This is a genomic window from Paenibacillus taichungensis (assembly GCF_050994985.1).
GTDB lineage: Bacteria > Bacillota > Bacilli > Paenibacillales > Paenibacillaceae > Paenibacillus > Paenibacillus taichungensis.
Window position 1 is genome coordinate 3,327,434 of the sequence record NZ_CP194720.1, and the last position, 14,836, is coordinate 3,342,269.

The following is a 14,836-nucleotide window of genomic DNA, read 5'->3' on the forward strand; positions in this document are numbered from 1 at the left end:
TTTAAGCAAACTCCTTCTTCTGAAATCTCTCGTTTCTACAAAGTTAAGCTGCTCTTGTTCATGTCCTCATACAGCTTACCCATAATAATTTCATCCACATATGTACCATTTACCAATAAAGACTTAGGCTTGATTCCTTCCTGTTTAAAACCAACCTTATGATATAAAGCTATCGCATTAAAATTATGGCTCATAACAGTCAGCTCAAGACGAGTAATACCCGCAGTAGGTCTCCACTCTTCCATTGCTGATATTAGATTTTTGCCAATGCCTTGGCCGGTATGAGCCTGTCTTATTCCAATAAAGATACTTGCCCGATGTCGGATACGTTCTGCTGTGCCTCCAATGACCGTAAGATGGCCGATGATCTTGCCCTGATGCTCCGCGATCCATATTGTACTATTCGAAGTAGCGTTCAACTGATCTATAAAACGAGCCTGCCCGCCCAACGTGGTCTTGCGCTCGCCCGGATTATAGAGCATATAAGTACTTTCACGATCCAGTGCCCGATGTAGTTCCAGCAGACGAGCCGCATCTTCGGCACAGGCTTGGCGAATAATAACATCCCCGATTGGCTTCTCCCTCATTTGTAAAATCCACTGTACCGCAGCGTTAAAATCAGTAGCCAAAAAGTCTGCCTCCAGCGCTTCCCATCGGGTACGGTTCTCCTCAAGCGACTCTATGCCTGCTCCGGTCAACACCAATATGCATAAACAGCCAGCTGCACGCCCAGCAGTCATGTCAGACCACCGATCTCCAATAACAATGCATTGTTCAAGATTCAAATCATGTTCTAGTGCTGCCTGTTTGAACATCGTTGGTTGTGGTTTACGGCATTCACATTGAGCCTCGGCAGGGTGAGGACATACATAAGTGTGCTCAATGCCAAAAAGCCTCATCTCCTGCTGAAAAGCTTTGATCGTTGACTTACCTTTTGTAATGCCCGGTTGATTCGTGAATCCAAATAATCGGATACCCTGTCCAGATAGTTTCCGGATGGATTCTTCAACTCCATGATACAGCTCCAGTTCACCAGGGTATCGTATTTCATCTGTACCTCCAATGGTGCCATCCCGGTCGATAAAGATAGCCTGGATAGGGGGATTATCATAAGTAGTCATATTGGATGTCTCTCCTTATGCTTCATTGTGGACGAAAATGAATTCCGTTTTTATTTCAAATTAAAAAGAGGTAACGAATCCGCAAGGTGATCGTCATACGTTGACAGCAGACAAGTGAACACCATAAACAAGTTATGTCCACAAAAGCTTTTGCCTCTCTATCATTTCCGTATTATACCATCTGCCGATCCAATTACCTCATTAATCGCTTACCAGAAACATTACGCAATCGTCGATATATCGCCGTCCTGCCTGTTCACATTTGGGTCCTGCTTCTGAGCAAGGAGTGCTGCCTGAGCGGCAGCAATACGAGCAAGCGGTACCTGTTCTGGCAGACAGCTTACATAATCCAGACCAATACGGTGACAAAAAGCAATGGATGCCGGATCAGCTGCATTCTCACCACAGATGCCTGCTTTTAGATGAGGTTTCCGGATTCGACCCTGAACGAGAGCCATCTCCACCAACTGCCCCACTCCGTCGATATCCAGTACCTGAAATGGATTGCTGGGCAGTGAGCGCTGTGGCTCAACAAAATGAAGGAATGGCTTCTCCGTATTGTGACGGCTGTAACCAAACGTCATCTGTGTCAGCTCATCGGTGCCAAACGAGAAGAAGTCCGCATGACGCGCAATAGGAGCTGCGGTCAGTGCCGCTCGAGGAACTTCAATCCGTGCCCCCACTCTGTAGAGACAGTGACGCTTCTCCTCTCCAAGCACCTGGTCCGCTACATGATCCACCAGATCTCTCATGACCTGAAGTTCATTGGCATGACCCACCAAAGGAATCATGATCTCAGGCCGTACCCACTGCCCTTGGCGAATGCCCTTCACGGCTGCACGAAAAATGGCTTCAAGCTGCATATCGTAGATTTCCGGGAACACGGTTCCCAGTCGACAGTCCTGCTGCCCTAGCAACGGATATTGTTCATGTAATTCCAGCACCCTGCGAATGACACGCTCAAGCTCCTGCACCTCAGTGCTGTTTTCCTCCAATGCACTGAGAGCCAACTGTTCACGTCGTTCGTTTAACCTTTCAATATCAGGCAGCAGCTCATGCAGCGGCGGATCAAGCAATCGAATGGTTACCGGATAACCATCCATCGCTTCGAAGAGTTGTTCAAAATCAGCCTGCTGCATCGGCAACAGACGTTCCAGTCCGCGTTTGCGCTCAGCTTCGCTGTCTGCCAGAATCATTTTCTGTACAAAAGGAAATCTCGAAGCAGACACCAACAGTTGTTCTGTCCGACACAATCCAATGCCCTCAGCCCCTAACGCACGGGCCTTCACGGCGTCCTTGGGATGATCCACATTCGAAAGTATTGTAAGCCCCTTCATTTCATCTGCCCATTCAAGTAGAAGCTGCAGCTCTGGTGATAAAGTTGGAGATAATTTCAGCAATTCCTTCACATGCCAAGGCTGGATACGTAATATGGCATCCTCTTTGGTGATTACCCCTTCATCCACGAGATCTACAGTACTCCTCAGCGTCGCCTGTGAGGTTAACCTCGCTTCACTGATTTCCACAAGATACAGGGTCCCAGTATCCACAACAAATTGGACTTCCTGTACCTCTCTCGTGTGAGACTCCAGATAACCGCAAGCGTCCTGCAAAAGACCATACAGTTCAGACTCTTCACTCCGCAGTTGATCCAGTCCTTCATTCGAAGGCCGAGAAGCAGCAATTGAAACGTAATCCCCTGTCATACCTCGTTCCCCTGTACCTGGATGACGAGAATATACCGTTCCGAACCCGCTGCGGTCACCACGCTCGCCATTGACCATCACCTGTATAAGAACAGCTGCTCCTTGAGTTTCATCGGAGAAAAGAGAAGGATTACGAAGAAGTTCTTGTTGGGAGTTGGACCGTATAACATGCTGTGAATCAGAAACTGCACGCATCACTTCTTTTAGTTGTAACTGAACATCTTGAGGGAAAGGATGACGTCCTTTCTCTTCTATTAAGCGTTTATATTCCGCGATGGCGAATGCTAACTTCGCTTCATCGAGTATCGAGATGTCTCCCCATTTTTCTTCAAATAGGGCATACGGAATGTCGTGCACCAGTTGACCATAATCCTGCAATAAAATTCGATAACAATTAAGGGCATACGGACGATCATTCGTTTGCCTTGCGAAACCCTCCACGGTCACATCATTCAGTCCTACATGAAGCAAAGCATGGGATGCTGTACCACGGGGACACGTTTCACTTGACCGGACGGCAAGCAGCAGCGGTGCTGAGGAATCACCGAAGATTTTGCCGGAATGCTTCTCAAGATGCTGAATTGCGCTGCCAATCTCTTGGGCTCCTTCAGCTGAAAGATGTGCAAGACGGGTACAGAACGTGCGACAGCCTTCCTTTGTTACAATGAATCCGGCCGGAACGGGCCAACCTGCCTGGAGCAACGCCGCAAGTCCAGCCCCTTTACTACCCATCAGCCCTTTCATCTCTGCCGTACCTTCTTCCAATAGAACTACCCGTTTTGTCATTACAGCGCTCCCATCTGCCATTACATGGCTGTGCTTAAAAGGCAATTCAATCACTCGAATTGTCCTTTATCTAATGGTATGTCGCAATACGGCAGTCAAGGACATTTGCTTCCTCTTTTTGTGCTTGAATTGAAGTTGTATGTTGGGCGCTCGTATATGGTAATATAAAGCTTGACTCAATCTAAAAAAGCTACATTCAAACGCATACCTGCTTCAACCATGATCAACTACGTATATAAGGAGTGTAAATCAATGTTTACTCAAGTCGGGCAAATTATGTTGTATGTAAACGATCAGGATAAGGCTCTTCAATTTTGGACGGAAAAAGCAGGTTTCCATATCGTTAACGAAGTCAATGGGAATGGCATGCGCTGGATCGAGATTGCCCCTGTGAAGGATGCTCAAACCACCATTATCCTGCACGACAAAGAATTCGTTGCCAAAATGTCCCCTGAATTAAACCTTGGCACACCATCTCTCATGCTTTTCACAGATAACTTGGATCAACTATACACTCACTTATCCAATAAACAAGTTACGGTTGGCGAGATTGTAACGATGCCTGGCGGAAGAGTATTCAACTTTGCAGATGACGAAAACAATTACTTTGCTGTTATGGAGAAAAATTAAATCTCCTGGATCACCTGAGTAATACCACATCAAAAAGCCCGTTCAGTAGTGAACAGGCTTTTTTCTATATATTTTGCTCATATGCAAACCTGCCTGCATACGTTGCTGTTTTCCCATGTTGTTGCGCAGTAATTCCACGTGATTTTTTGCATATTTATTTTTAATTGGATATACAACTCCACATATTACCCGTTTCTAACGTTAAATATTTGAGTTAAATTACATACTATAGCGTTTTAAAGGAGGCTTCGATATGTGCGGAAGATTCACGATTACAGATCCAATCGAAAAAATTATGGACAGGTACTATGCTTCTATTGCTGAAGGATATGAGTACAAACCTAATTACAACGCTGCACCTATGCAATTCATCCCGACAATTATCGGTAGCAAAGACGGTAATCGATTGGGGGCGCTCCGATGGGGTTTAGTTCCTAATTGGGCCAAGGATGAAAAAATAGGAAATAAAATGATTAACGCCCGTGCAGAGACCCTCACAGAGAAACCTGCCTTTAAGCGCCTGATCAGTTCCAAGCGTTGTATTATCCCATGCTCGGGATTTTATGAATGGAAAAAGGATGGATCCGTAAAGCAACCCATGCGGATTTTAATGAAAGATGCCTCCATCTTCTCGCTTGCTGGTCTATACGATACTTGGATTGATCCAGAAGGTAACAAGCTTTCAACTTGCACTATCATTACTACGGAACCTAACAATCTTATGGCGGACATCCACGATCGTATGCCAGTCATTCTCCGGCCGCAAGATGAAGCAGATTGGCTAAACAAGGAATCGGACAAGGAAAGCGTTCTGAGGCTTCTCAGCCCGCATGAGGCCGATGAAATGATAGCATACAAGGTGGATTCTGCAGTAGGTAATGTGCGAAATAATAACGAGGAATTGATCAAAGAGGTCAGTTAAGAATAAAAAGGAGCAGCGAGGTTATCCCCTCTGCTCCTTTATGTAATGAATTAATAGAGATATATCATTAAGCTCTAAGGATTCCATATTCTCAGCCATGTCAACGATTGTATACGATTACTCAAGTATAATTCAATTGTGAGATTTAGCAGAGAATGTGATTTTCCTCGTGATTTTTTGAATTAATTTAGTCCTCCCGTGTTGCCTAATTCATCCCAAATACTGCAGTATATCGTCGATTTTCTTTCCGTGGGAGATGACACCATAATTCATCCAGGTCATAAAATCCACCTCATATACATGACCGCTTATCACTGCAGGCAGCCGTCTCCACTCATCTCTTTCCAGGAGCTTCCGTTCCTCTCCGGGATAGGCAGAATCCATATTGTCAAATGTAATAAAGAGATGATCTGCTTCAAGCTGACTCAGCTGCTCAAGCCCAATACCGACTCTTCTACTTTGACTCGCCCATTGCTGTACACGAAAATGCGGGGTCAATCCGAGATCTTGATACAATACCGGTCCTACGTAACCATATTGGTTCCCGTAGAGTATAATTTCAGATGACGTAATACGTAAAAGAGCTACCGTTTGTCCCCGCGCATGACGTGCCAACTGTCCCTTGGCCTCAACGGCTTTATCCTCATAGGCACCTATTACATCCTGAACCCGATTTACTTTCCCCAATATATCTGCTGTCGATTTCAAAATGGAACGCCAATCCTCTCCCTCGTGCTCCATATAAAATGTCGGGGCTATTTGCTCAAACCGCTCCAGATTCCAGCGTTGGTATCCGTTGTTCAGCATAATAAATTCAGGTACATTCGTCTCATTAAACCCTATGTCCAGCTGAGTAACATCAAAATCAGGAACATCTTCCAACCCTAAATATTGCTGTCTTCCCCAAGAACGATGGGAAGTTTGCAGTATCGGTTTTATTCCAAGGGCAAGAACAAAGTCCTCCAGATACGGAGCAAACACACGCACCTCTTGACGGTGATGTCGCCGATATAATCCTGGTGAAACACCTGTATATTGCTTGAATCGGCGACCAAAATAATATTCGTTATTAAATCCCACATTCTGTGCAATATCATGCAAGCGATCATCGGTCATCTGTAACAGCAGTTTGGAATGCTCCAATCGTACAGCATTTACATAATCAAGCGGAAGCTTGCCTGTAATCTCCTTGAATTGTCGGGTATAACTGGATCTGGTAAGCCGGATCTCTGCTGCCAGATCGTCAACCGTTATGGGCTGATCATAGTGTTCGCGAATATAACGAATCGAGCTTTGAAGCCGTGCACGGTCATCCGACGATTCAATCTCGGGATCATTTTGTCGAAGCAGCACACGGAACCACTCCTGAAAACGCAGTTGTATCTCCCATTGGTCCAACCAGTCTTGAGCAGTCAGCCCATGCAATATCTGTTCCAACGATTTCAGACAGGAACTCCATGGACTATAATTCAGTTCAATAAGAGGCAACCGATCTGGATCTGATATAAAGGCTGGCGGCTCGTGTTGCACCGTTTCACCTGTTATACTCAACCTACTGGCCTTATCTTCTTTCACCTCAGCTACCATCAGCTCAATTTTATAATATTGCAGCTCACAGGAGCCTTCAATCACAATGGTACGTCCAGCTGGAACAAACATAATCATCCCTTTTTCCAGACGAGTGTGCCTATTGTCCAAAGAGTCTATTGAGCCTTGCCCACCCGTCACTACGAAAAGAGCGTGTGATGATGTCTTGTTGTATGTCTGCCTGTTGGCGATATCGACTTGGTTATAATCCATGTATTTCATATGTTGAATCAAGCATAACCAGGGCTTGGGAATCAGTTGTACAATCGTGGGACACATATTCATCTTCCTTAATTGAGAATTGTTATCATTTACAATAGTGTAAACGAAAAAAGAAAGCTCTTCAACCCTGAGGGAAGAACTTTCTTATGGAAAAGGGATTATGGCGTCATTTTTTGCAAGAGATCATCAATCTTCATCGTGTTTGCCGTAATCGCACCTGATTGCCAATACGATCTTTCCATCATGTACACATGGTTGTTTTTGACTGCCGGGAGAGATTTCCACAACTTGCTATCCAGCACCTTCAAAGCTTCCTTGTTCTCTGGAGATGACCACTCTCCATTGGATGGAAATACAATAATATGATCCGCATCAAGCTCTGGAAAAGCCTCTTCGGACAGAATTTCCTGATATTCTTCCATCTTGGCGACCAGAGGATGAGGTGTTAGACCAAGCTCCGAATAAAGAAATCCGGTAAATCGATTTTTTACACCGAACAATGCCAATGTATTATTGCTGATATTCAATCGGACAACCGCTACGGTCTCATCTCCTACGGCTTCCTGAAGTTTCGCCTTAGCATCTGCAATCTTGGCATCAAATGCCGCAACAACTTCTTTACCCTTGTCCGGTTTACCGACAACATCGGCAATAGTCGTCAAGATTTGATTGGAATCCTGCAAAATATCTTCAGACAGACGATACGTCGGTGCCACCTTTGAATACATCTCATATTTCTCCATGTCCGCTCCGCCATCCACAATGATGAGATCCGGATCATACTCCAACAAAGCCTCAATGCTACCTGTAGTATCGAATTGAGGCACATCCAGATCCAGATATTCCTGCACACCCCACATCGGATTATACCACTGTACTACAGGTGTGATATCGAGAGCCTTGAGATAATCTTCCACATAAATACCAGCAATCCGCTGTGGATGCACCGGGATCGTCACATCACCGAATTCATCCTGAACGACACGTGTCTCTGCTTCTGTTTCTGTTGTTTCAGATGTACTGCCATCCGAAACCGCTGTCTCAGATGCAGGAGCCTCTTCTGCTTTTGACTCAGAATTTGCACTACACCCCGATATAACTACCACTATGAGTAGCAGTATGATCGTCCACCCTTTGAAGCCTTTACTGAAGCTTACCATGATACCCTTCACCCCTATGTAATCTGTTGTTGTATCGGTGAGAACATGTTTTACGAATAATGATTATCATTCTCACTCAATGCTTAGATGAATTGTACCTTATGCTGTGCAAAACTCACAATACACATTCGCAGCTATTTTTTTATACAAACGAAAAGAATATACAACCGTCACCCCCGCTTAACGCAGGGGCAATGTACCTTGTTGATAACGTTCAAGTAATTGCATAACAAATGAATCTTGCATTTCGTCCTGTAACAGGGCAGCGCCAATCAATCCAATATCATCACTGACATATCCGGCCAGTTCAGGATCGCCCGCAAGAGCAATCGTTCGTTTGAAAGCCAATTCCCTGCTTGCACGAAGCACTTCTTCTTCCACGACGTCAGACTGAGCAAACCGTTCAAATGCCTGCATCCACTCATCGGCAAATTCGGAAGCATCCCGTTGATCCAGATAGGCTTCCACATCCAGTCCTTCGAATGTCTGTTGACTAAGAATCCGTCCCTTATTCATATCAGCAAGCAATTTATCCGCATCCACTCTACTCATCTGGGTACCCTCCTCCAATCGGTGCTGTTAAATACATCTCGGGAATTACAAAACGCTTCATCTCATGTTTCCCATCCGCAGTAAAGTGATCCAATGCAAGAGCCTGATATTCGTTCAGGACATGTTCAAATATACGAGCAATCACACCACAATCGGCCAAGGCATGGTGCCTGTGAATTCCGTCTGTATTCAGGTCATAATACTGGATCAGGAAATCGGTAGACATAACCTCGGAGATTTCAGGATGAATATATGTGAACATCGCTTTTGTATCCAACACCGGATTGGAAAACATCATCAGCCCATTCAAATCACAATGTCGTTTCAATATGGGCAAATCATACTCATAACCCGCCTGCGTTACTAATACCTTATCACCGATGAATTCCAGAAAAGCCTGGTATGCTTCTGCAAATGAGGGAGCCTGGATCATATCCTCATTTGAAATACCCGTTAACTTCGCGACCGCTTCCGGAATCGGTTTAGTGGCACATGCAAGTGAAGTGAACGATGAATCTAATGATTCTCCTTTTTTGTAGTTCATTGCCCCAAATTGGGTCACACTCTCCTCTGCCGGATTAATCCCTGTGCCCTCTAGATCAAATATGCAGTACATCCTATCTTGCAAGTGAGAGACTTTTAGCTCTTCAACAGTGTACGTATCCGGCATAAACGTAATCTTCATTCGACTCTCCCCTTTTTCATCTATAGAACGCATATTTCAAAGGACTAAACCTGTTCTTCCCACAATCGTGTTACCTGAACCAACCTACCTTCACGATCAAACTCCAGCTTGTAGATGTCCGGCATCGTTGTATTTGCCCAGAAGTCATAACCGTAGGACGAATCAAAATAATTGAGAATCAACGTCATGATATCCCCATGGGTGCCAATCACTATTTTTTGTCCCGGATGCCTATCCAGAATTCGCTGTATAACAGCAATTGCCCGCGCCCCAGCGACTTCGCCGGATTCTCCACCTGAATAAGCGAATGCAGGATCATCATAGAGCCTTTGTTTGGCTTCCCGAAAATGTTCATGCTTCACTTCAGGACCTGATAGCTCACGCTCACGTAAATCCTCTTCGGTGATCACTATGCCACCTGACACTTCAGCCAACCCCTGAATCGTATCCACGGCCCGTCTATACGGGCTGGAATAAAACGATTGTATCTGCTCCCGGTGGAGCAGACCCGCGACGGTCGCCGCATCCCTTTTTCCTTGTTCCGTCAGACCTCGCTCACGTTCCTGCTCTTCCATATATTCAGATTCCGCATGCCTTACAAAATATAAAGCCGTGTTGGCTTCATTCGTCATCTGTCCGCCATTCCTTTCTTCTTTTCAATCACAATCAGGCAGGTGCTGTCTGGCAAAGGTGCAGGTTGACCCTTTTCATCCATAAATATAATTCGTTCTCCAAGCGCCTCCGTATATCCTTCTTGAAGAAAGTGTCTTAATGTAATAATCTCGGCTTGCTCACCCAGCGCTTCGCGAATACTTTGCTCATATGCCGATGGGGTAAATATGCCGAATTGTTCCTGAATCTCATGGACATATGCTTCTTCGCCCCATGTATAGGTGTACAGAAATTCCATCGCATCGTTGATATCCAGCAGCGCTTCGTCCTCAGAGATTCGCTCGAATTCAATGCTGCGTCCCTGGAAATCCTGCGTATACCGCTCCAGCCATCGCATCCCATCCGGTTCAAGGAAACGAATTCGACGCTTCTGCGCTTCGGGTTCAGTCATGATGCCATCCCTGATCAGAATTCGGCCCCCGGGGGATAACACGTTAAATGAACTTCTTAGCGCAGCAACGACCGTATCCCTGTTAAATCTTCGTCCGTCACGTTCAATATACGAATACAGTTCATGCAGAATGGATGAAAAAATAACCGTATCCACCGTACCTGGCTGCACGTATTGATCCAGTTGGAGAGCATCTCCCTTCAATACTTGCCAGCGATGTGCCTCCCGCTGCTTTTTGCGCTCCAACGCCTCAATAACATTCGCTGAAATATCAATGCCGATTGGTTCCATCTCAGGTCGTTCCTGCTCAATCAGATCGAGTAATATTCCACCGCCGGGACCGATATCGAGCACACGTTTGCCAACCATGTAATCCAGCAGTACTTTCTTGTAATCACCTGAGCTATTCATGTCGGCCAGATACGTCTCTTCATTATGGAACCGATCATACGCATCCCGACGGAGTCCAAATAGGTCAAATAACAACAGCACAGCCTTTTCGTATAACGGAGACTTTTCTGCTTCAATACAAAATGCAATTAGCTTCTCGGCCGCCGGGGAAAATTCAAATGTCACAAATACCGTATCCCGCAAATCCGGGTGCCGCTCAATCCGATGTGTCAGATGGGGGTAAGTAATCGTCTCACCTGCTTCAATCTGCTCCCACGAATATTGCTCCAAATACTTTTCAATCATTCGTTTCTTGTAAACATTCAGTTTCTTGACACCTTTATAATCGTAATACATCGTGTTCATTAATGGTTCGAAGCTGATATGCCTTACCATATCCCCTTGTTGCTCCTGCGAAGTCGAGTTCAAGCCCACTCCTTCTTCTTCGGTTACTCTGCCTATGCCTGTGCTGTTCATCGTCAAATCATCTACAGATAACACCATAGCTTCACTGTGCAGCGTCAAAAGGAAGATCTTAACCATCTCCTGCAACGAAAAATCATGCATCGCTGACTCCACATACCATAAGGTCCGATGAGCCAGAGGAGCGAGAAGTTTCTCTATCTCAAGCTGAGCTTGAAGTTTCGCATATGCTTCATCCATCGCTTCTCCCTGACGTATAGATGAGCTCCGTAAGCGTGACAGCCGCTCCTTCACATTCCAGTCTGTATGATCCGGCTTTGTAATAATCCAACCTACGATACGCTGCACTTCAGCCTGAACTTGATTCCACAACGCTGGATCAACACCAGCAATGATACATTCATTTAATGCGATCAGGATGGCCTGCATTTCATTTGCGGTCAGCCACCCTTGCGTTATGAACGAGTGCAGTGGGGCATTTTCGGCAAATGGAATTTCTCCTCTTATGTACTGACCAATAAGTCCGTGTGTGGCAATAAGGGTACGAATGATTTCATGCCGAGGTGTGGGTGAACCATATGCAGTTTGCGCAATTTGTGTACTACCGCTTGGATCATCATTTGATAAATCACGTGAGGATTCTGATCGAGATGAATGTTCCTCCTCACGATGGCCTTGCTTGCCATGCAAATGTCCAACACTTCCGTACATGTCATATACCTGTGCTGAACCCACATTGTGCACGAACAGGTTAACCCCCTGTTTCTGCCATTTTCGCCGCTGTTTCGGTGATCCTGCCTTGGCCGTTTCCGACCAGACCAACACATCCTCCAGAATTTCTCGCATCCAAAAAGAAACCTGAAGTTGCTCCAGCACCAGGAGTGTACGTTCTACGTAATCCAGTACCGGATTCGTGCCTTCCAGTTCAGCTATAGAATGAATGCGTTCCAGGTTAATATTCGGCTGCTCTGCCGCTGCCAGCAGCTGTAGCCACAGTGGCTGCTCCCCCTCCGGGAGATGGCCTGACTTGTAAGATTGTATGGCCTTTAATGCGTTCAGCATGAATTTCTTCACCTCGTTATCCTTATTAGTTACACTAAATATGTCATTTCAGCAGACGAATACGATCCTGCACAAGCTTAATTAACTGATCCGCTTCCACTGCAGGTAACCTCTCGTCTAGACGTGCAGCCGCGACAGGCAAAATCCAGGCATCCAGCTCCTGGCGAGATATCCCGGAAATCTGGATGTAATGTTGGATATAATGATCCAGCATTACATTGCGAGCCAATTCAAATCCCTTATGAACAGCCGGGTCTGTATCCTCCGGCAACGTGCCGCTCATTAATATTACCCAGCTTCGTGCCACATCACCCGCTGGATCACCCGACATGCCTGTCATCCAGTCTATAACCCAATATTGATCTCTCATTTCATTTAACATGACATTATCGGGATGAAAGTCGCCATGACAAATTTGCTTTCGCTCCGGAAGCGACGACATATAATTGATAACCTGCACCTTATCTTCTTCCGACAATAGAGAGGTATTGCGAATGGCGCCAGTAAGAATCTGCTTTTGTGTGGGGAGTGCTCCTTCATCATCCTGTTGGGCGTGAAGGCTATGATGACAGACTGCCATTTGACGCGATAGTTCTTCGATCAACACGGGCTCCTGAATCATGAGGGATAACATCGTGTTGCCTTCAATCCGTTCAAATATAATCCCTTTACGCGATTCATCATCCATATACAATCTTGCCTGTGGCACAGGTAGGCCCTTTTGGAATACCGCCTCGGTAATTCGAAACTCATTCTGGACAGCTTCGGTTGAAAAATCCGCATGGTATAATTTCATAATCTGATTTGATGGGTACTCATAGATCTCAGCCGTTCTTCCTTGCCCAATCCGTCTCATTCTTCACTCTCCCTGACATGAGTAGACTACCTATTGCAGTACGATCCCTGTTGAAACACTACTAATTCAGTGCTGTTTATCGCTGTTGATGTTCACCCACGGCTGCCATCAATTCATTCATGATTCGTTGTCTCCCCAGTGGAGTCCAGCTCATTACAAACCAATTGGGAATACGCTTAACTTTTCCATCCTTCACCGCCGGAATCTGGGGCCATGCTGCCGTTCTGGTCAACTGGTCATACATTTTGTCACTACCGGCGAGAATATGATGATGATGAATTAACAAATGTTCCGTCTCCAATACAGGCATGGCCTCCGGTTGCAGCTCCATACGCCACAGTTCTGCTGGAGCCTGATTACCCGGCCGCAGACCAAGCTCGCCGTATACCAATTCATTGAGCGGATGATTCACCCTGCCCTGAATGCCAATCGTCCGGTGGCTCACTTGCATGATGGTCATCCGTTCCTGGCCCAGTATCCGGCGCAATGTCTGGCCTGTTGTCTCAGTCTGCACATCCAGACGAGTCAGCATCTCCGCAGCCTCACGTTCCCGGTTCACCAACTCGGCAATTTTCTCAAAGTTTCCTTTCCAGTCCCACACAGAGAAATCCAGAAATACAGGCGCAGCCGTTTGTTTAAACTGCTCTCTGAACTCTGTATGATAATGATCGGCAATGATCATATCTGGATTGGACTGCTCCAATTCCAGCAGTTGGCTGTGCAATTGTTCCGCATACTGTTCATTGCTCTGTCCTGGATACTGGAATAAATCCACCACACAGACCGGCTCGATTCCAACTGATTTCAGATGGTCGTCGAAACCGAGCGAGGATGCTACAGCCACCTTTAGCTTGCCTCGCTTCATATATAATGTAGGGGATACACCCACCATGCGCTGAAACATGCGGCTAAAGTAAAATTCACTTCGAAAACCAACCGCAGCTGCGACTTCTTTCACTCGACTGTTCTTCGTATTCAGCATCTGCTTCGCCCGGGTCATACGCACGTTGCTCAGGTACTCGACTGGCGGCAGACCTGTTTCACTTCGGAACAAACGTGAAAAAGCAACCGGCGGCATGCCACCTGCTGCTTCAGCCAGCTGTTCAATGCTTACTTTGTCCGTATAGTGCTGCTCCATATAAAGGATGCTGCGTTCAACCCGTTCATCCATTACGGTAGTCGGCTGTTCCGGTTCATTTTTCATAATATTCTGGATCAATTCCTCTAACTGAATTCTCAAATTCAATGAATCCCGATTTCGTTCCTGCCGACTGTGATGATACAACTGCACGATCTGTTGGAGGATCTGTTGTGGATGATGCACGGGAATATGTCCTGGTGAGAGTGCACCGGATAAGGATAAGGAAGGCAATGCTTCATATCTACCTCTGGCCTTGGTAAGCCGGATCGGTTCAAACCATATGCCATAGTATTCAAACGTGCTGCCTTGTTCCGGGAATTCCACAATCATGCCGGGTACAAGCAAATATAACTGGAGAGGACGAACCTTCTGGAGCGCACCATCCAGTACAACAACTCCTTCGCCCTCTGTAATAAAGCATAATATGTATACAGGGACCCGAACATGTTTGGCTTGTCGGGTCATGGGAAACTTTCGTTTACGTACTGAAGATAAAAGATAGATTAGATTGGCTTCGTTCACATATGATG

General features: G+C 45.9%; 12 protein-coding genes. 2 read left to right on the forward strand and 10 right to left on the reverse strand.

Going from position 1 to position 14,836, the window contains the following annotated elements:
- Positions 1–35: 35 nt before the first annotated feature.
- Complete coding sequence (locus ACR1R9_RS14640) at positions 36–1,121, reverse strand: HAD-IIIA family hydrolase (RefSeq protein WP_433923324.1); 1,086 nt, start codon at positions 1,119–1,121, stop codon at positions 36–38.
- A gap of 221 nt (positions 1,122–1,342) precedes the next feature.
- Positions 1,343–3,613 (reverse strand): putative PEP-binding protein, encoded by a 2,271-nt coding sequence (locus ACR1R9_RS14645; protein ID WP_433923323.1) that lies wholly within the window; start codon positions 3,611–3,613, stop codon positions 1,343–1,345.
- Positions 3,614–3,865: 252 nt separating this feature from the next.
- Between ACR1R9_RS14645 and ACR1R9_RS14650 the strand changes: the two genes are divergently transcribed.
- Positions 3,866–4,243 carry a VOC family protein gene (locus ACR1R9_RS14650; protein WP_053779906.1) on the forward strand — a complete coding sequence of 126 codons (378 nt, stop codon included), beginning with the start codon at positions 3,866–3,868 and terminating at the stop codon, positions 4,241–4,243.
- Positions 4,244–4,496: 253 nt separating this feature from the next.
- Positions 4,497–5,165, forward strand: a complete 669-nt coding sequence (locus tag ACR1R9_RS14655; RefSeq protein ID WP_433923322.1) for an SOS response-associated peptidase — start codon at positions 4,497–4,499, stop codon at positions 5,163–5,165.
- Between the two features lie 210 nt (positions 5,166–5,375).
- Here the strand turns inward: ACR1R9_RS14655 and ACR1R9_RS14660 are convergent, their stop codons facing one another.
- From ACR1R9_RS14660 to ACR1R9_RS14695, 8 genes are all read right to left on the reverse strand, one after another.
- Complete coding sequence (locus tag ACR1R9_RS14660) at positions 5,376–6,974, reverse strand: helix-turn-helix domain-containing protein (protein WP_433948937.1); 1,599 nt, start codon at positions 6,972–6,974, stop codon at positions 5,376–5,378.
- Positions 6,975–7,132: 158 nt separating this feature from the next.
- Positions 7,133–8,134 carry an ABC transporter substrate-binding protein gene (locus ACR1R9_RS14665; protein ID WP_433923320.1) on the reverse strand — a complete coding sequence of 334 codons (1,002 nt, stop codon included), beginning with the start codon at positions 8,132–8,134 and terminating at the stop codon, positions 7,133–7,135.
- A gap of 180 nt (positions 8,135–8,314) precedes the next feature.
- Positions 8,315–8,686: a hypothetical protein gene (locus tag ACR1R9_RS14670; protein WP_099852835.1), complete on the reverse strand. Its 372-nt coding sequence runs from the start codon at positions 8,684–8,686 to the stop codon at positions 8,315–8,317.
- Positions 8,679–9,371 carry a 3'-5' exonuclease gene (locus ACR1R9_RS14675; protein WP_433923319.1) on the reverse strand — a complete coding sequence of 231 codons (693 nt, stop codon included), beginning with the start codon at positions 9,369–9,371 and terminating at the stop codon, positions 8,679–8,681. The genes ACR1R9_RS14670 and ACR1R9_RS14675 overlap by 8 nt, the downstream gene beginning before the upstream one ends.
- 44 nt (positions 9,372–9,415) lie before the next feature.
- On the reverse strand, positions 9,416–10,003 hold the full coding sequence (locus tag ACR1R9_RS14680) for a histidine phosphatase family protein (protein WP_433923318.1): 588 nt from the start codon (positions 10,001–10,003) through the stop codon (positions 9,416–9,418).
- On the reverse strand, positions 10,000–12,309 hold the full coding sequence (locus ACR1R9_RS14685) for a class I SAM-dependent methyltransferase (protein WP_433923317.1): 2,310 nt from the start codon (positions 12,307–12,309) through the stop codon (positions 10,000–10,002). Before ACR1R9_RS14685 ends, ACR1R9_RS14680 begins: the two co-directional genes overlap by 4 nt.
- Before the next feature lie 43 nt (positions 12,310–12,352).
- Complete coding sequence (locus ACR1R9_RS14690) at positions 12,353–13,165, reverse strand: phosphotransferase family protein (RefSeq protein ID WP_433923316.1); 813 nt, start codon at positions 13,163–13,165, stop codon at positions 12,353–12,355.
- 76 nt (positions 13,166–13,241) lie between these two features.
- Complete coding sequence (locus tag ACR1R9_RS14695) at positions 13,242–14,828, reverse strand: helix-turn-helix domain-containing protein (RefSeq protein ID WP_433923315.1); 1,587 nt, start codon at positions 14,826–14,828, stop codon at positions 13,242–13,244.
- Positions 14,829–14,836: the final 8 nt, after the last annotated feature.